Here is a 17502-nt window from a genome sequence, read left to right as displayed (position 1 = left end):
CTCATCTCAGCCTGAGAGTAGAATAATGCGGCTTTACATGGGGTCGCTGAATTAGAGATTGGCACCCTGACATTTATCATTTAACCGGAGTTCATTATGTCTCTAAGTACCGAAGCTAAAGCAGAGATCGTTGCTAAATACGGTCGTGGCACTAACGACAGCGGCTCAACCGAAGTTCAGGTTGCACTGCTGACTGCTCAGATCAATCACCTGCAAGGCCACTTTGCTGAGCACAAGAAAGATCACCACAGCCGTCGCGGTCTGCTGCGCATGGTTTCTCAGCGTCGTAAGCTGCTGGATTACCTGAAGCGTAAAGATGTTGCTCGCTACACCAGCCTGATCGAAAGCCTGGGCCTGCGTCGCTAAGTCTTAACATGCTGTTTTATGGCGAATACGCTATCAGAACGGTATGGTGCAAGTTTCGAAAGAAAAGGGGCCTCCGGGCCCCTTTTTTCAAGCAATCCGCAGCAATCCATAGCAATCTATTGTATTGTTGCAGTATGTGATCTTTATTTGCAGAGGTTCGCGCGGCTAATGAGAGACTTTATGCCCGACAGGTATAAGGATTGTCATTAGTCGCGAGGATGCAATAAAGGTTTAAAACCCACAGCAGGCAAGCTTTATGTGCCTGCTTTGACGTAAAGGAAGTCATTTTGCTAAATCCGATTATTCGTAAATTCCAGTATGGTCAGCATACCGTGACGCTTGAGACCGGTATGATGGCTCGCCAGGCCACTGCTGCCGTTATGGTCAGCATGGATGATACCGCTGTATTTGTTACCGTTGTTGGTCAGAAAAAGGCGAAAGCCGGTCAGGATTTCTTTCCGCTGACCGTAAACTATCAGGAGCGTACTTACGCTGCCGGTCGTATCCCGGGAAGTTTCTTCCGCCGTGAAGGCCGTCCAAGCGAAGGCGAAACCCTGATTGCGCGTCTGATTGACCGCCCGGTTCGTCCGCTGTTCCCGGAAGGCTTCGTTAACGAAGTTCAGGTTATCGCCACTGTGGTATCAGTAAACCCGCAGGTTAACCCTGATATCGTGGCAATGATTGGTGCTTCTGCCGCGCTGAGCCTGTCTGGTATGCCGTTCAACGGCCCGATTGGCGCCGCTCGCGTAGGCTATATCAACGATCAGTACGTGCTGAACCCAACTTCCGATGAGATTAAACAGTCTCGTCTGGATCTGGTGGTTGCAGGTACGCAGGGCGCAGTGCTGATGGTGGAGTCCGAAGCGGATATCCTGACTGAAGAGCAGATGCTGGGCGCGGTTGTTTTCGGCCATGAGCAACAGCAGGTCGTTATTGAAAACATCAACGCGCTGGTTGCTGAAGCAGGCAAACCGCGTTGGGACTGGCAGCCTGAAGCTGTTAACCAGGCGCTGAACGCACGTATCGCGGCTCTGGCCGAATCCCGTCTTAGCGATGCTTACCGTATCACTGAAAAGCAGGAGCGCTATGCGCAGGTTGATCTGATCAAATCAGAAACCATCGCAGCGTTGCTGGCAGAAGATGAGACGCTGGATGATGGCGAGATCAGCGACATTCTGCACAACATCGAGAAAAACGTGGTGCGTAGCCGTGTTCTGAACGGCGAGCCGCGTATCGATGGCCGTGAAAAAGATATGATTCGTGGTCTGGACGTTCGTACCGGCGTGCTGCCGCGTACTCACGGTTCCGCCCTGTTTACCCGTGGCGAAACGCAGGCGCTGGTGGCCGCAACGCTGGGTACCGCACGTGATGCTCAGAGCCTCGATGAGCTGATGGGCGAGCGTACCGATAACTTCCTGTTCCACTACAACTTCCCTCCGTACTCCGTAGGCGAGACCGGAATGGTAGGTTCACCGAAGCGTCGTGAAATCGGCCATGGCCGTCTGGCTAAACGCGGTGTACTGGCAGTCATGCCGAAACTGGATGAATTCCCGTATACCGTGCGCGTGGTATCTGAAATCACCGAATCTAACGGTTCTTCTTCTATGGCTTCCGTCTGTGGCGCATCTCTGGCGCTGATGGATGCTGGCGTGCCGATCAAAGCGGCCGTAGCCGGTATCGCGATGGGCCTGGTAAAAGAAGGCGACCGTTATGTGGTTCTGTCCGATATCCTGGGCGATGAAGATCACCTTGGCGATATGGACTTTAAAGTAGCCGGTAGCCGTGAAGGTATCACCGCGCTGCAGATGGATATCAAAATTGAAGGCATTACCCGCGAAATCATGCAGGCTGCGCTGAATCAGGCCAAAGGTGCGCGTCTGCACATCCTGGGCGTGATGGAGCAGGCTATCAGCACGCCGCGTGGTGATATCTCTGAGTTTGCACCGCGTATCCATACCATCAAGATCAATCCGGACAAAATCAAGGATGTGATCGGTAAAGGCGGTTCTGTCATCCGTGCTCTGACTGAAGAGACCGGCACCACTATCGAAATCGAAGATGACGGTACGGTGAAAATCGCTGCGACCGACGGTGACAAAGCGCAGCATGCTATCCGTCGTATCGAAGAGATCACGGCAGAGATCGAAGTGGGCCGCATCTACAACGGTAAAGTCACACGTATCGTTGACTTCGGTGCCTTCGTTGCAATTGGCGGCGGTAAAGAAGGTCTGGTTCATATTTCTCAAATCGCCGACAAGCGCGTTGAGAAAGTAACCGACTACCTGCAGATGGGCCAGGAAGTACCGGTTAAGGTACTGGAAGTGGACCGTCAGGGCCGTGTCCGTCTGAGCATTAAAGAAGCCTCAGAACAGCAGCCGCAGGCAGAAACTGCAGCCGTTAACCCTGAAGCAGAGTAAAAGCGCGTTCGACATTGAGCTCTCCCCCCGGTGGGGAGAGCTGTTTCGTTGCGAGGGCGGGAATCCTTGTGCATGGCAGGCGGATGACAGGACGTGCATCCCAATGTTGGTATTCGGGAGTGGGAAATGAAGCCTTTTTTGCGCTGGTGTTTCGTTGCGACAGCTATCACGCTGGCAGGATGCAGCAACTCAAATTGGCGTAAGAGCGATGTGCTGGCGGTTCCGCTACAGCCAACTCTGCAACAGGAAGTCATCCTGGCGCGCATGGAACAAATTCTTGCCAGTCGGGCACTGACCGATGATGAGCGTGCACAGCTATTATATGAGCGCGGAGTGTTGTATGATAGCTTAGGTCTGAGGGCATTAGCGCGGAACGATTTTTCGCAAGCGCTGTCTATAAGACCAGATATGCCTGAAGTATTTAATTATTTAGGTATATACTTAACGCAGGCGGGCAACTTTGATGCCGCCTATGAAGCGTTTGATTCTGTACTTGAGCTTGATCCAACTTACAATTATGCGCATTTAAACCGTGGTATCGCCCTCTATTACGGCGGACGATACAAGTTAGCGCAAGATGATCTGCTGGCGTTTTATCAAGACGATCCTAACGATCCTTTCCGCAGCCTGTGGCTTTATCTCGATGAACAAGAGATAGATGCCGATAAGGCGAAAGTGGCGCTGAAACAGCGTTACGACAGGGCGGACCGCGATCAATGGGGATGGAATATTGTCGAGTTCTACCTTGGCGACATCAGTGAAAAAACGCTGATAGAACGTCTCAAGGCGGACGCACCGGATAACACCTCGCTCGCTGAACATCTCAGTGAAACCAACTTCTATTTAGGTAAGTACTACCTAAGTCTGGGGGAGAAGGACAGCGCGGAAGCGTTGTTCAAACTGGCGGTTGCTAACAACGTACATAACTTTGTTGAGCACCGATACGCATTGTTGGAACTGGCGCTGTTAGGCCAGACACAAGACGATTTAACAGAATCTGACCAGCAATAGCTGACGAACACCTGAGTCCATTTTTGTAAAAAATGTCATCACCTTCCGGGGTGACGGCTTTTTTGTTCGTCAAAACATCTAATTTGAGCCGGTTCACATTTTTCAATGAAAATGATTGCATATTTTCAGGATGAGTTATGTAGACTGGCCGCCGTAATCTAAGAGGCACTTGTACTACATGACTGATATCCAAACCACTTTTTCCGATCTGGGTCTTAACGAATTCATCCTTAAAGCACTGAATGACCTGGGCTATGAAAAGCCTTCACCCATTCAGGCCGCCTGTATCCCACATCTGCTGGAAGGCCGCGATGTACTGGGTATGGCACAAACCGGTAGCGGTAAAACTGCAGCGTTCTCCTTACCGCTGCTGCATAACCTCGACCCTGAACTGAAAGCACCGCAGATTCTGGTGCTGGCGCCGACGCGTGAGCTGGCGGTGCAGGTTGCAGAAGCGTGCAACGAATTTTCTAAACATATGCATGGCGTTAACGTACTGGCTCTGTACGGTGGTCAACGTTATGACGTGCAGCTGCGTGCGCTGCGCCAGGGTCCGCAGATCGTCGTGGGTACGCCGGGTCGTCTGCTGGATCACCTGAAACGCGGTACGCTGGATCTGTCTAACCTGCGTGGCCTGGTGCTGGACGAAGCAGATGAAATGCTGCGCATGGGCTTTATCGAAGACGTAGAAACCATCATGGCGCAGATTCCGGAAGGTCATCAGACCGCACTGTTCTCTGCCACCATGCCGGAAGCGATTCGCCGTATTACGCGTCGCTTTATGAAGGATCCGCAGGAAGTGCGTATCCAGAGCAGCGTTACCACGCGTCCTGACATCAGCCAGAGCTACTGGACTGTTTGGGGTCGTAAGACCGATGCGCTGGTTCGCTTCCTGGAAGCTGAAGATTTTGATGCGGCGATTATTTTCGTACGTACTAAAAACGCCACGCTGGAAGTTGCTGAAGCGCTGGAGCGTAGCGGCTACAGCAGCGCTGCGTTAAACGGCGATATGAATCAGGCACTGCGTGAGCAGACGCTGGAACGTCTGAAAGATGGTCGTCTGGACATCCTGATCGCCACTGACGTAGCGGCGCGTGGTCTTGACGTTGAGCGTATCAGCCTGGTAGTAAACTATGACATCCCTATGGATTCAGAGTCTTACGTTCACCGTATCGGCCGTACCGGTCGTGCTGGCCGTGCTGGCCGTGCGCTGCTGTTCGTAGAAAACCGTGAACGTCGCCTGCTGCGCAACATCGAGCGCACCATGAAGCTGACGATCCCGGAAGTTGAACTGCCGAACGGAGAGCTGCTGAGCGCGCGTCGTCTGGAAAAATTCGCCGCGAAAGTACAGCAGCAGCTGGAAAGTAGCGATCTGGACCAGTACCGTGCCCTGCTGAGCAAGCTGTCGCCGGAAAACGATCTGGAAATGGAAACGCTGGCTGCCGCGCTATTGAAAATGGCACAGGGCGAACGTCCGCTGATTGTGGCGCCGGAAGCTCCGCGTCCGCAGCGCCGTGAATTCCGTGAGCGTGATGAGCGTCGTAGCCCGCGTGAAGCACGCGAAGGTCGTGACAGCCGTGACAGCCGTGAAGGCGGCGATCGTCCGCGTCGCGAGCGTCGTGACGTTGGCGATATGGAACTGTATCGTATCGAAGTGGGCCGTGATGATGGCGTCGAAGTGCGTCATATCGTTGGTGCTATCGCTAACGAAGGCGACATCAGCAGCCGTTACATTGGTAACATCAAGCTGTTTGCTTCTCACTCCACTATCGAGCTGCCGAAAGGCATGCCGGGTGAAATCCTGCAGCACTTTACCCGCACGCGTATTCTGAATAAACCGATGAATATGCAGCTGATGGGTGATGCGCAGCCGCGTGAGCGTTCTGAACGTGGCGGTGAACGTGGCGGTGAGCGTCGTCCTGGCGGTCGTGGCGGCTTCGGCGGTGCTGGTCGTGAAGGCGGCGCTGGTCGTGAAGGCGGTCGTCGTTTCGGCGAGCGTCGTGAAGGTGCCGGCGCGCGCAGTAGCGGTAACCGTGACGGTGCCAGCCGTGGACCGCGTCGTGAAGACAGCACCGGTACAGGCGCAGTACGCCGTCGCGATTACTAATCGCTAAGCGTGAAATAAAAAACCAGCCGAAAGGCTGGTTTTTTTATGCCTGTTATTCAGGGATGATTACAGGGAGCGGGCAGCCTGCATTGCCAGTTCAAACGAGCGCAGACGGGCCTGACTATCGAAAATTTGGCCGTTAACCATAATTTCATCCGCCTGAGTTTCACGGATCAATGCCGCCAGTCCATGCTGTACCTTCGTAAGATCACCGACCACTGACATACTTAACGCCTGCTGAACACCATACTGCTCCGAGGGCGTCCAGAGATGATCCATATTCTCTACCGGCGGCGGTAGCGGGCCCGGTTGACCCCGGCGCAGATTGATAAACTGCTGCTGCATAGAGGTAAACAGGAAGCGGGCTTCCCGCTCGCTATCAGCTGCGACAATATTGATACAGACGATGGCGTAAGGCTTATCCAGACGCGCAGAGGGCTGGAAGTTCTCACGATACATATGCAACGCCTGGAAAAGCAGGTCGGGCGCAAAATGGGAAGCAAAAGCAAACGGCAGTCCCAGTTTCGCCGCCAGCTGCGCGCTGTACAGGCTGGAACCCAACAACCAGACCGGTATGTTCAAACCCAGCCCTGGCACTGGCTGCACCGGCGGCTGCGCCTCTTTCTCTGCATCAAACCAGGCAATCAGCGTTTCCACATCTTCCGGAAAGCTATCAACCATATTGGGGCTTTGATGACGGCGTAACGCCATCATAGTGCGCTGATCAGAGCCCGGAGCGCGGCCCAGACCAAGATCGATACGGCCTGGATAAAGCGATTCCAGCGTGCCGAACTGTTCAGCAATCACCAGCGGCGCATGGTTAGGCAACATAATACCGCCTGAGCCGAGACGCAGCGTTTTGGTATTTGCCGCCAGATAACCGATCAGCACGGATGTAGCCGCGCTGGCAATGCCGGTCATATTGTGATGTTCCGCCAGCCAGTAGCGATGGAAGCCTAATTCTTCTGCCTGCTGTGCCAGCGCCAGCGAGGCGTGGAAAGCATCACGCGGCGAGGCGCCTTGCGGGATTGGCGCCAAATCGAGTACTGACAGAGGAACACTTTTTTTCTCAGACATATCTGCTCACTTTGTTGGCTACAGGCCGAAAGCGTCAGCCTTGTAAAAAATCATGCATACACTTTACCGTATTGCACTTTTAGCAGAGTAGCCAGAATATGCCCTGAGAGCAAAGCGGCGGCGGGCAGAACGTTAAAACAGAGGGCGCAACGTCAGATCGCTGCGCCACTTTTTATGATTGCAGCGCCATTCCTGCCAGCTTGCGCCAGTAGCCGTTGCAGTCATTGCGTTGCGCCATCATTAATGGGGCTTCGCCTTCTTCATTGGCACGGAAGCGATCGATAAGCGCCAGCGTCTGTTTATCTTCTGGCGACAGACGAACCACATCTACCAGGCCATGCATGCTGGTCAGATCGTTACCGAGGTTATAACAGTAGCCGCTCATGGTCTGGATACCGTTCAGCACAAAAACCTGCTGATCCTCCTGCGAGAGCACGCGACGCCCCTGCGGATAGTTAATACAGCAGGTTTCGCATTCATCTTTGGGCTTATCCTCTGACCGGGCGGTAAAGCAGCGAGCCGACAACGCCAGCGGCAGATGACCATAAGCCAGCACTTCAGTCTCGAACTTGCCGTGAATGCCTAAATCGTCGCACTGCTGTTGAATAGTGAGCAGCCAGTCGCGCGACAGCTCAACCGGCATACACCATCGCGTCATGCCAAGTCGCAGCAGCATGCGCAGCGTAACGGCGTTATAACAGTTGAGCGCATGGCCGACCACAAAGGGAAGCTTCTGCTCGGCCGCCATATTCACGGTGCCCAGATCGTTGGCTTCAATCAGGAACTCGCCGTTATCAACGTAGCGTTTGATCTCCTGTAATTCCGACGCAGACTGTACCAGCGCCAGCGTACTGAACACGACCTGTTTGCCGCTTTGCGCCAGAAAACGGGCGAATTCCATCCATTGATTAAAGCGGGTAGCGCGGCGTTTGCTGCATACCGACTCTCCTAAATAGATAATATCCGCGCTGCTTTGCGCTGCGGCCTGATAAAAATCGGCCAGCGTATCGGTTGGCCAGTACCACAGTACCGGCCCTAAAGAGTATTTCATGCTGTTTCCTTATTGCCATTTGCGGTGGTAAGCGCCCAGCGTGGTCTGCGTACCCTCAGCCAGCGCGCCTAATTCCGTCATCCAGTTTTCCTGAACGGCAAAAATGCCTGGCTCTGCTTTACAGCGGTCAATAGCCTGGCGCCAGATCCGGGCAACCTGGGCGACATAGGCCGGGCTGCGCTGGCGGCCTTCGATTTTTACCGAAGCGATATTGGCGGCTAACAGATCGGGCAATAGCTCAAGGGTGTTCAGGCTGGTCGGTTCTTCCAGAACATGATAGCGCTCTCCATCGACCTGATAGCGCCCTTTGCATAAGGTGGGATAGCCCGCATTTTCATGGGCCTCATAACGATCAATCAGCACCTCATTCAGGCGCGACTCCAGTCCGGCGGGCGTTTGCTGCCAGCGTACAAAGCGGGCAGGTGAACAGGCGCCGACGGTATTAGGCGATTCGCCGGTCATCCATGAAGAGAGATAGCAGCGTCCTTCCGCCATAATGCACAGGCTGCCGAAAGCGAACACTTCCAGCGGAACCGGCGTATTACGCGCCAGCTGGCGCACCTGGTGTATAGAGAGCACACGTGGCAAAACCACACGCGCGACATCGAAATGTTGATGGTAGAAGCGTATCGCTTCCAGGTTAGTAGCTGATGCCTGCACCGAGACATGCCGCTCAACATGCGGATAGCGGTTAGCGGCATACTCAAGCATCGCCAGGTCGGCGATAATCAACGCGTCAGCGCCATTATCCACGGCCATATCGATCGCATTTTCCCAGCGTTTATACCCTGCCGGCTGGGCAAAAGTATTGATGGCGACATGCAGCTTGCGCCGATGCTGATGTACCACGCGCGCCGCTTCTTTTAGACGTTTATCGGTAAAGTTCAAACCGGCAAAGTGACGCGCATTAGTGTCATCTTTCAGTCCGATGTAAACTGCATCTGCTCCGTTCTCGATCGCTGCCTTCAGCGCGGGCAAGTTTCCCGCCGGGCAAAGGAGTTCCATGAGATATCCTGTAGACAATGAATATTTGCGCCGAGTGTAGACAAGCTCAGCGCGAGAAATTTTGATTTAAGGCAGCGAATGGCGTATTGATCGGATTAGTGTTGCTGAATTGTTCATCTGGCAGCGAGATTTATTGATCCAGCCAGCCCGGGAAAAGTGGTGCTGTGGCAAAATAACACTTATTTATTTAAAGGAGTAAAGACTGTGTTAAATATGCTTCGCGCTCAGTGTGTTAATCATGGACCGCGTCTGCTGCGTCTGCCGGTGCAGTTCACGCCGTTTACCCTGAAAAAACGCCTGCTACAGCAGCTGCTGAATATGCAATTTAGCCATGCGCTGGAGGAAGGTGAGTTAGACTTTCTGGAAGGGCGTTGGCTGGGTATTGATATTCATGATATCGCGCTGCGCTGGGCCGTTACGCTGCAGGACGGCCGGTTACAGATCAGCAACCGTGATGAAGCAGATGTCTGGTTCCGCGGCAGCGCTAACGATCTGCTGCTGATCGCTGCACGGAAAGTCGATCCGGATACGCTTTTCTTCCAGCGTCGGCTGGTGATCGAAGGCGACACCGAGCTGGGGCTGGAGGTCAAAAATCTGATGGATGCCATCGAACTGGAAAATATGCCAGCGCCGCTGCGCATTGGATTAATGCAGCTGGCTGACTTTGTCGAGGCCGGCCTGAACGAGGACGCGAAATCTCCAGGAGATCGCGCAGGTGTTTCATGTTAATTCGTACAGAAATAGGGGTGGATGCGGCCGGTATCGATAGCCTGCTGCGCCGCTGCTTTCCCACCGGTGCCGAGGCAGATCTGGTGCAACGGCTGCGGGAAGATGGCCAGCTTACGCTGGGCGTGGTCGCCACTGACGAAGAGGGACAGGTTCTTGGCTATGCCGCTTTCAGTCCGGTAACCCTGCAGGACGAAGATCGCAATTGGGTGGGGCTGGCTCCGCTGGCGGTAGATGAGCGCGTGCGCCGCCAGGGCATAGGTAAACAGCTGCTTTTTGAAGGGCTGGATACGCTAAATGAGTTTGGTTATGCGGCGGTTGTGGTGCTGGGCGATCCCGCCTGGTTTGGTCGTTATGGCTTTGAGCCGGCCGCACGCCATCAGCTCCATTGCCCCTGGCCGGGCACCGAAGCTGCTTTTCAGGTCTACAAGCTGGCGGATGATGCCTTTGTGGATGCGAGCGGCGAGGTGGCTTATTCCACGCATTTTAACCTGAACGATCGCTAAGCCAGCGCGCCAGCGAAATCGGCTGGTTGGCCACCAGCCTGAGTTTTTCCTGCCGTGACAGCTGTTTAACTTGATACTCCAGACGGGAGGCCATGGCGCGATCGCCCGCTTCACAGGTAAGCAGCAGTTCCAGCGGGCCTTTGCCACGCAAGGCTTTAGCGCCGGTGCCCTTCAGGTGCTGTTGAAAGCGACGCGGTACATTATTGCTGATGCCGGTATAAAGCGAACCGGCAGCGGTACGCACAATATAAAGTTGCCAGGGCGCGGGGGCGATTTCACTCATCTTGTTAACCTCCATTGCAGGTATGGCATTGTAACGGCAATGGTTCCTGTTGGTCATGGATAGCCGCTTTTTTTATCACTGGAGCAAGCGTGTCTGACGTTAGCGCGATAATTCGCTATTTAAAAAAGCAGCATGTGCTGTCTGTTTGCTGTGGTAATAATGAAACAGTTTGGTGTGCCAACTGTTTTTACGTGTTTGATGAAACCGGTATGGCGTTCTGGATAATGACGGAAGCCGAAACGCGCCACGGCGCTTTAATGATGCAGCAGCCACAGGTAGCGGGCACGGTAAGCGGGCAGACGAAAACGGTGATGTTGATTAAGGGCATCCAGTTTCTTGGCACGGCGCATTTACTGCAGGGTGAACAGGAGCAGCGGGCGCGCGCCGCTTACTGCCAACGTTTTCCTGTAGCGCGCACGGTTTCAGCGCCGCTGTGGGAGATCCGGCTCGACGAGATCAAAATGACCGACAACACATTAGGTTTTGGTAAAAAGAATCACTGGCTGCGTAATACAGAAGAAAGCCGGTAACAGCAGAAAATAGGGTGTATTCCGATGCGCCGCTTCCAGGTGCAGGGTACAAGCTGTGCGACAGGCTGCCGCACAGCAGAGAAAGAGTCTTAAAGGTTGTTGAGAATACGCAGCGATTCCTGGTTAAAGGCAGGCAAATCTTCTGGCGTACGGCTGGTTACCAGCTTGTCGTTATCGACAACCACCTCTTTATCGTAGAAGTCTGCGCCGGCATTTTTCAGATCGATGGCGATGGCCTTCACGCAGGTCATTTTACGACCACGCACGCCGTTGGCGCTGATTAACAGCTGCGGACCGTGGCAGATCGCAAAGATCGGTTTCCCACTGGCGACAAATTCTTTAGTAAAGTTAACGAAGCGGTCATCGCCACGCAGGGCATCTGGCGAATGTCCTCCTGGCAGCAACAGCGCATCAAATTCTGCCGGGCTAACATGATCAATATCTTTATCTATTTTTACCTGTGCCTTTCCCTGCTTACCCGTTACCGTTTTACCGGCTTCCATTTCGATGGTCACAACTTCATGGCCCGCTTTGGTATAGGCTTCTGCAGGGGAGGTAAATTCAGAGTCTTCAAATTCATCGGTTATCAACACCGCTATTTTCTTGCTCATCTTTATCCTCCTGTTTATGTGGTGCTACCGGTTAAGTCTGGTTGAGTATGCTGAAAAATCAAATCATCAACCGCGCTTTCTCTGCTAACCTCATTGATAACAGCCAGTTAAATGCCATGCGGAGCCTACAGGCCGCCTGTCGGGAGAGACGATGAGTCGAGTACTATTAACCGGAGCCAGCGGCCTGGTGGGAAGTCACCTGCTGCGGTTGTTGATTGCCGAGCCGCGCGTCAGCGAAATTATTGCGCCCACGCGACGCGCGCTTCCGCCAATGAATAAAGTGATTAATCTGGTGGAAGCGGATCTGACCGATGTGCTGCGCCCTTTGCAGCAGCCGATTGATATTGTCTTTTGCTGCCTGGGTACCACGCGTAAGCAGGCGGGCAGCAAGGCTGCCTTTATCCATGTTGATTATACGCTGGTGGTGGACAGTGCGATTGCTGGCCAGCGCCTTGGGGCCAAACATATGCTGGCGGTAAGCGCGCATGGAGCCAGCGTCAATTCACCTTTTTTCTATCATCGGGTCAAAGGGGAGATGGAACGGGCGTTGCAACAGCAGAGCTGGCCGCGCCTGACGCTTATTCGCCCCTCTCTGCTGCTGGGCGATCGGCAGCAACCGCGGCCGGGCGAAGCGTTTTTTGCGCCGTTGTTTAAGCTATTGCCTGGTAACTGGCGGGCGGTGACGGCTAAAGATGTTGCCGGGGCGATGATGCGCGAAGCCTTTTCGCCTGGCCACAATAACGTCACCATTATTGAATCTGCTGCCATTACCCGCCCCAGATAAAGCGTGAACGTCAGCCTGCAAGCCATGGCCTGGGACAGCAGGGCGATGCTCAGCGCAGGTAATGAATAACCTGGTTACTGCTCCCACGCCAGACCAGCGCAGGATCTTTTAACTCCCGGATAAATTTGCCGTCTACCAGCACATCCAGTTCAGCCACTACCTTTCTCTGGGCTTCGCTAAGCTCTGCCAGCGTGTAGCCGGTCCATAGCCAGATATCCTTGCCGGGACAAGCGCACCGTACGCGGCGCACCAGTCGCAGCACATCGGGCACGTTGGCTGGATGCAGCGGATCGCCGCCGGAAAGCGATAATCCCTGACGTGGAATACGGCGATCGTTCAGATCGCCTATCAGCTTTTCCTCCATATCGATGGTAAAGGGCACGCCGGAGTTAAGCCGCCAGGTGCGCTGGTTATAGCAGCCGGGACAGGCATGCTCACAGCCGGCAACAAATAGCGTACAGCGGGTGCCCGGTCCGTTCACCACATCAATGGGATAGTACTGGTGGATATTCACAGATGTTTTACCCGCCGTTTTACCTCTTCCTGTTTACCGGCGTTAAACGGACGGGCGTCCGGGCTGCCCAGATAACCGCATACGCGACGCGTAACGGAGACTCTGGCCGGATCGTGATTGCCGCAGGCCGGGCAGGTGAACCCTTTGCTGGTACAGTCAAACTCACCGGTAAAGCCGCACTCGTAACATTCGTCAATGGGCGTATTGGTGCCGTAATAAGGAACGTGGTTATAGCTGTAGTCCCAGACATCTTCCAGCGCTTTCAGGTTGTGCTGCAGATTGGGATACTCGCCATAACAGATAAAGCCGCCGTTAGCGATTGTCGGGTAAACGGCTTCGAAGTCGAGCTTGTCGTACGGGTTAACTTTTTTCTCTACGTCCAGATGGAAACTGTTGGTGTAGTAGCCTTTATCGGTTACGCCTTTGACCTGGCCAAACTCAGCGGCATCCAGGCGGCAGAAGCGATCGCAGAGATTTTCGCTGGGCGTGCTGTAGAGGCTGAAACCGTAGCCGGTCTCCTCTTTCCAGGCATCGACCGCTTCGCGCAGACGCGTAACGATCGCCACCGCTTTGGCACGCAACGCTTCGCTGTCGTAGAGATGCGTCTCGCCGCCGCTCAGGGCGTTGATGGTCTCATGCAGGCCAATGTAACCCAGAGAAATGGATGCGCGACCATTTTTAAAAATCTCCGCCACGTTATCGTCCGCGTTAAGCCGCACGCCGCAGGCACCTTCCATATAGAGAATGGGCGCCACGCGCGCTTTGGTCTGTTCCAGGCGGGCGATGCGCGTCATCAGCGCTTTCCTGGCAATGGCCAGACGTTCATCCAGCAGCTGCCAGAAACGCGCTTCGTCACCGCGCGCTTCCAGACCAATACGCGGCAGGTTAAGGCTGATTACGCCCAGGTTGTTGCGGCCATCATGAACCTGTTCACCGTTCTCTTCCCACACGCCGAGGAAACTGCGACAGCCCATTGGCGTTTTAAATGAGCCGGTCACCTCCACGACGCGATCGTAATTAAGAATATCGGGATACATGCGTTTGCTGGCGCACTCCAGAGCCAGCTGTTTGATGTCATAATTGGCATCGCCCGGACGACGGTTAAGCCCCTCACGAATCGCAAACACCAGTTTAGGGAACACGGCGGTTTTGCGGTTTTTGCCAAGGCCGGCAATACGGTTGCGCAGAATAGACTGCTGGATCAGGCGCGCCGCCCAGCTGGTTCCCAGGCCAAAACCAAAGGTGACAAACGGCGTCTGACCGTTGGCGGTGTGCAGCGTATTCACCTCATATTCCAGCGACTGGAAAGCGTCGTAACACTCTTTCTCGGTGCGTTCGCGGGCATAACGCTCGCTTTCAGCAATCTGCCATTCACGTGCCACCGCCAGATGTTTTTCATAGCTCACCTCCACAAAGGGGGCAAGGATCTCATCGATGCGGTTGATCGTGGTGCCGCCATAAATATGGCTGGCAACCTGCGCGATAATCTGTGCCGTTACCGCCGTTGCGGTAGCAATAGATTTGGGCGGTTCAATCTCGGCGTTGCCCATCTTGAAGCCGTTGGTCAGCATGCCTTTTAAATCGATCAGCATGCAGTTAAACATCGGAAAGAAAGGGGCATAGTCCAGATCGTGATAGTGGATTTCCCCGCGCTGGTGGGCGCGTACCACATCGCGCGGCAGCATATGCTGCTGGGCATAATGTTTAGCGACAATACCTGCCAGCAGGTCGCGCTGGGTTGGGATTACTTTGCTGTCTTTATTGGCGTTTTCATGCAGCAGGGCGGGATCGCTTTGCTCCACCAGCCCGCGAATGGCTTTGCTCAGTTTACCGCGCTGCTCACGCGCTAAATCGCGATCGTGGCGGTACTCAATATACTGACGCGCCAGTTGCGGATAGCGGCCTGCCATCAGTAAGTCTTCTACGGCTTGCTGAATTTCATGAATATCGACGCGCTCACGGCTGCTGACCTGTTCACTGACCTGCTGGGCTATCGCTAAGCAATAGACTTCATCTTCAATCTGAGCGGCCCGGGCTGCGGCGCGAATCGCCTCAGCGATGCGCTGCTGATCAAAGGCTACCTGACAGCCGTCTCGTTTTACTACCGTCGTTTTCACCACCGTTCTCCCGTGAAGTCATTACTATATGTAGGACTGGTGGTGAATAGTAAACGCTATATATGGGGTTTGCGCCTGATTTAAGCGCACTTTTCTTGACGCAGAACAAGGATCGCCAGAGGCGGTTGAAAAGTTAAACGGCGGCAAAAACAGAGCTTATAAGAGGGATTAAAACAGATGTCGCTGCGCGTTATTCACGCGCAGCGGTTTAACTCAATGATTTTTCTTCTGATACCACCAGACCGCTTCCCAGGGCCGCAGCATCATCTCGCCCGGCTCGTTTTTGGGATCCGGATAATTGCTCATCATCACTTCCCAACTGCTGCCAAACGACTCTTCCGGATGCCAGGTCTGCGCCTCACGACTGAAGTTCGCCATCACCACCAGCGTTTCACCTTCATACTGGCGCTGATAGCACCAGAGATAAGGGTGATTCGGCAGCAGGTCAAGATAGTCGCCCCAGGTCAGGATCAGATAACGCTTACGCAGCTTGATAAGCTGTTTATAAGCATAAAAAATCGAGTTTGGGTCAGCGATGGCCGCTTCGGCATTAACGGTTTCATAATTCGGGCTCATGCCGATCCACGGCGTGCCGGTCGTAAAGCCGGCATTCTGGCTGGCGTCCCACTGCATCGGCGTACGGCCATTATCGCGCGATTTACTGGCCAGTATCGCCAGCAGGTTTTCGCTGTCGCGACCCTGTGCACGTAGTTCTGCATACATGTTATGACTTTCAATATCGCGGTAGTCGATGATGCGGGTAAAGCCGGGGTTGGTCATGCCCAGCTCTTCGCCCTGGAAAATATAGGGCGTGCCCTGCATACCATGCAGCACCATCGCCAGCATCTTCGCCGACTGCACACGATATTCGCCATCATCGCCCCAGCGTGAGACCACGCGCGGCTGATCGTGGTTACACCAGAACAGGGCGTTCCAGGCGCGATTGTGCATACCCTGCTGCCAGTGGGTAAAGATTTTCTTTTGCGCCACCAGATCCAGCGGGGTCAGTGTCCATTTCTGGCCATTCCAGAAATCCACTTCGACATGATCAAAGCTGAAGACCATCGACAGCTCTTCGCCCTCCAGCGAGCCATACTGCTGGCAGTGCTCCAGCGTTGCAGAGGACATCTCGCCCACCGTCACCAGCTCGCGTGGACGAAAAACGTCGCGGCTCATCTCACGCATATATTCGTGAATGCGCGGCCCGTCGGTATAAAGACGCAGACCATCGCCATCGGGATCGTCAGGGAAATCCTGATGCTTGGAGACCAGGTTAATGACATCGAGACGCAGCCCATCGATACCGCGATCGGCCCAGAAGTTCACAATCTGCTTGAGCTCGGCGCGCACATTGTCATTTTCCCAGTTCAGATCGGCCTGTTCAGGCGCCCACAGGTGCATATAGTACTGATTACTTTCCGGATGCCAGCGCCATGCGGAGCCGCCGAACTTTGACTTCCAGTTATTAGGCGGTTCGTTGGGCTTGCCATCCCGCCAGATATAGTAGTCGCGATAAGGGCTTTCCGGGTTCAGCGATTCATGAAACCAGTGATGCTGTGTGGAAGAGTGGTTAAACACCATATCAAGGATAATACGCAGCCCGCGCTTATGCGCCTGCTCAACCAAATGGTCGAAATCGCTCATTGTGCCGTAAGCGGGATCGATGGCGGTGTAGTTCGCCACGTCATAGCCGTTATCAACCTGCGGTGAAATATAAAAAGGCGTCAGCCAGATTGCATCCACACCCAGCATTTTCAGGTAGTCCAGACGCTGAATCACACCGGCCAGGTCGCCTGTGCCACTACCGGTCGTATCCTGGAAGCTCTTGGGATAGATTTGATAAATGACGCCGTTCTGCCACCATGGTGGAGTTTTATTCATTGCTCAATCCTGATTGCTTATCGGGGCGAAAACCGCCGCCCGTTTTATCGAAAAGTCTACTTTTTCACACTCAGTAAGGTTAGCTACTCCTTACGATTACGACACGCCGGACGCTGAGGAATCCGCTGAAAAAGCGATTTTTACGCCCTCTCAGGAGTGGAAAAAGGCTGTTGCTTCATAATATAGCGCCGTCTCCGCGCCCTTTATGCAGCCTGGTAAAACTCTTTACAGGGATGTTGCAAAAATTTTCCGCCGCCGCTGATTTAACCCCGCAATAGTCAGGAAAAGCACCCTATGCGCGGCTGCATCTGTTCAATATAGAAAAGGCGTTTCGCTAAGTGAATAAAGTAGCTTAGCAGTACTGGCGCAGCGGCGCATACGCGCAAAAGGGAAAGGCCAGCGTCATCGGCATGCGCGGATGAGCAAATCAGGAAAAGCCTGCTTTACGCCAGTAAAAAAGACCTGTCGGGAAAGCATTATTAAAAAGCCGCGTGCAACTGACGCGGCCTTATCGTT

Annotated in this window: 16 protein-coding genes; 8 read left to right on the top strand and 8 right to left on the bottom strand. The window is 54.0% G+C overall.

All coding sequences use genetic code 11. The features are described 5' to 3' along the window. Positions 1 to 96 precede the first annotated feature (96 nt). The 4 genes from rpsO (at position 97) to ACQE3Z_RS17935 (ending at position 5901) form a co-directional block, all read left to right on the top strand. Complete coding sequence (rpsO, locus tag ACQE3Z_RS17950) at positions 97 to 366, top strand: 30S ribosomal protein S15 (protein WP_275555870.1); 270 nt, start codon at positions 97 to 99, stop codon at positions 364 to 366. 287 nt (positions 367 to 653) lie between these two features. Further along, on the top strand, positions 654 to 2783 hold the full coding sequence (gene pnp, locus ACQE3Z_RS17945) for a polyribonucleotide nucleotidyltransferase (protein ID WP_085068274.1): 2130 nt from the start codon (positions 654 to 656) through the stop codon (positions 2781 to 2783). A 126-nt stretch (positions 2784 to 2909) separates the two neighbouring features. Beyond that, complete coding sequence (gene nlpI / locus ACQE3Z_RS17940) at positions 2910 to 3794, top strand: lipoprotein NlpI (RefSeq protein ID WP_426974846.1); 885 nt, start codon at positions 2910 to 2912, stop codon at positions 3792 to 3794. A 178-nt stretch (positions 3795 to 3972) separates the two neighbouring features. Continuing rightward, complete coding sequence (locus tag ACQE3Z_RS17935; protein ID WP_250651616.1) at positions 3973 to 5901, top strand: DEAD/DEAH family ATP-dependent RNA helicase; 1929 nt, start codon at positions 3973 to 3975, stop codon at positions 5899 to 5901. Positions 5902 to 5967: 66 nt separating this feature from the next. Here ACQE3Z_RS17935 and ACQE3Z_RS17930 read toward each other — a convergent pair whose 3' ends face one another. From ACQE3Z_RS17930 to ubiU, 3 genes are all read right to left on the bottom strand, one after another. Beyond that, a complete protein-coding gene (locus ACQE3Z_RS17930; RefSeq protein ID WP_426974844.1) occupies positions 5968 to 6978 on the bottom strand; it encodes a luciferase-like monooxygenase in 1011 nt (336 codons plus the stop codon). Between the two features lie 172 nt (positions 6979 to 7150). Further along, complete coding sequence (locus ACQE3Z_RS17925) at positions 7151 to 8029, bottom strand: U32 family peptidase (protein ID WP_426974843.1); 879 nt, start codon at positions 8027 to 8029, stop codon at positions 7151 to 7153. Positions 8030 to 8038: 9 nt separating this feature from the next. After that, positions 8039 to 9034, bottom strand: a complete 996-nt coding sequence (gene ubiU / locus ACQE3Z_RS17920; RefSeq protein WP_426974842.1) for a ubiquinone anaerobic biosynthesis protein UbiU — start codon at positions 9032 to 9034, stop codon at positions 8039 to 8041. Between the two features lie 204 nt (positions 9035 to 9238). Here ubiU and ubiT point away from each other — a divergent pair, with 204 nt between their 5' ends. Then, positions 9239 to 9763, top strand: coding sequence for a ubiquinone anaerobic biosynthesis accessory factor UbiT (gene ubiT / locus ACQE3Z_RS17915; protein WP_420851604.1), 525 nt, complete (start codon positions 9239 to 9241; stop codon positions 9761 to 9763). Next, a complete protein-coding gene (locus ACQE3Z_RS17910) occupies positions 9757 to 10266 on the top strand; it encodes a GNAT family N-acetyltransferase (protein ID WP_250651620.1) in 510 nt (169 codons plus the stop codon). Before ubiT ends, ACQE3Z_RS17910 begins: the two co-directional genes overlap by 7 nt. Here the strand turns inward: ACQE3Z_RS17910 and ACQE3Z_RS17905 are convergent. Further along, on the bottom strand, positions 10247 to 10549 hold the full coding sequence (locus ACQE3Z_RS17905) for a GIY-YIG nuclease family protein (RefSeq protein WP_085072233.1): 303 nt from the start codon (positions 10547 to 10549) through the stop codon (positions 10247 to 10249). The genes ACQE3Z_RS17910 and ACQE3Z_RS17905 overlap by 20 nt on opposite strands. A gap of 89 nt (positions 10550 to 10638) precedes the next feature. Between ACQE3Z_RS17905 and ACQE3Z_RS17900 the strand changes: the two genes are divergently transcribed. Next, positions 10639 to 11079 (top strand): YhbP family protein, encoded by a 441-nt coding sequence (locus tag ACQE3Z_RS17900; protein WP_085068263.1) that lies wholly within the window; start codon positions 10639 to 10641, stop codon positions 11077 to 11079. A gap of 89 nt (positions 11080 to 11168) precedes the next feature. Here ACQE3Z_RS17900 and ACQE3Z_RS17895 read toward each other — a convergent pair whose 3' ends face one another. Next, positions 11169 to 11690 (bottom strand): type 1 glutamine amidotransferase domain-containing protein, encoded by a 522-nt coding sequence (locus tag ACQE3Z_RS17895; protein WP_085068262.1) that lies wholly within the window; start codon positions 11688 to 11690, stop codon positions 11169 to 11171. A 151-nt stretch (positions 11691 to 11841) separates the two neighbouring features. On the opposite strand from ACQE3Z_RS17895, the gene ACQE3Z_RS17890 reads away from it, so the two are divergent. Next, the gene (locus tag ACQE3Z_RS17890) at positions 11842 to 12474 is read left to right on the top strand and encodes an NAD-dependent epimerase/dehydratase family protein (protein WP_426974841.1); all 633 of its coding nucleotides are present in this window, start codon (positions 11842 to 11844) and stop codon (positions 12472 to 12474) included. Positions 12475 to 12523: 49 nt separating this feature from the next. Here the strand turns inward: ACQE3Z_RS17890 and nrdG are convergent, their stop codons facing one another. From nrdG to treC, 3 genes are all read right to left on the bottom strand, one after another. Next, a complete protein-coding gene (gene nrdG, locus ACQE3Z_RS17885; protein WP_426974840.1) occupies positions 12524 to 12988 on the bottom strand; it encodes an anaerobic ribonucleoside-triphosphate reductase-activating protein in 465 nt (154 codons plus the stop codon). Further along, entirely contained in the window at positions 12985 to 15105 is a 2121-nt protein-coding gene (nrdD, locus tag ACQE3Z_RS17880) for an anaerobic ribonucleoside-triphosphate reductase (protein WP_426974839.1), read from the bottom strand. The genes nrdG and nrdD overlap by 4 nt, the downstream gene beginning before the upstream one ends. A 213-nt stretch (positions 15106 to 15318) precedes the next feature. Beyond that, positions 15319 to 16986 carry an alpha,alpha-phosphotrehalase gene (gene treC, locus ACQE3Z_RS17875; RefSeq protein ID WP_426974838.1) on the bottom strand — a complete coding sequence of 556 codons (1668 nt, stop codon included), beginning with the start codon at positions 16984 to 16986 and terminating at the stop codon, positions 15319 to 15321. Positions 16987 to 17502 lie beyond the last annotated feature (516 nt).

The organism is Pantoea sp. FN0307, assembly GCF_050113815.1.
GTDB classification, from domain to species: Bacteria; Pseudomonadota; Gammaproteobacteria; order Enterobacterales; family Enterobacteriaceae; genus Mixta; species Mixta alhagi.
The sequence above is the reverse complement of the archived record's forward strand: the minus strand, read 5'-3'. Positions and strand labels throughout refer to the sequence as shown.

Excerpts from the sequence above, each read along its gene's own strand:
- rpsO (WP_275555870.1), top strand. The coding sequence starts at position 97 with ATGTCTCTAAGTACCGAAGCTAAAGCAGAGATCGTTGCTAAATACGGT.
- nlpI (WP_426974846.1), top strand. The coding sequence starts at position 2,910 with ATGAAGCCTTTTTTGCGCTGGTGTTTCGTTGCGACAGCTATCACGCTG.
- ACQE3Z_RS17935 (WP_250651616.1), top strand. The coding sequence starts at position 3,973 with ATGACTGATATCCAAACCACTTTTTCCGATCTGGGTCTTAACGAATTC.
- ACQE3Z_RS17930 (WP_426974844.1), bottom strand. The coding sequence starts at position 6,978 with ATGTCTGAGAAAAAAAGTGTTCCTCTGTCAGTACTCGATTTGGCGCCA.
- ACQE3Z_RS17925 (WP_426974843.1), bottom strand. The coding sequence starts at position 8,029 with ATGAAATACTCTTTAGGGCCGGTACTGTGGTACTGGCCAACCGATACG.
- ubiU (WP_426974842.1), bottom strand. The coding sequence starts at position 9,034 with ATGGAACTCCTTTGCCCGGCGGGAAACTTGCCCGCGCTGAAGGCAGCG.
- ACQE3Z_RS17910 (WP_250651620.1), top strand. The coding sequence starts at position 9,757 with ATGTTAATTCGTACAGAAATAGGGGTGGATGCGGCCGGTATCGATAGC.
- ACQE3Z_RS17905 (WP_085072233.1), bottom strand. The coding sequence starts at position 10,549 with ATGAGTGAAATCGCCCCCGCGCCCTGGCAACTTTATATTGTGCGTACC.
- ACQE3Z_RS17895 (WP_085068262.1), bottom strand. The coding sequence starts at position 11,690 with ATGAGCAAGAAAATAGCGGTGTTGATAACCGATGAATTTGAAGACTCT.
- ACQE3Z_RS17890 (WP_426974841.1), top strand. The coding sequence starts at position 11,842 with ATGAGTCGAGTACTATTAACCGGAGCCAGCGGCCTGGTGGGAAGTCAC.
- treC (WP_426974838.1), bottom strand. The coding sequence starts at position 16,986 with ATGAATAAAACTCCACCATGGTGGCAGAACGGCGTCATTTATCAAATC.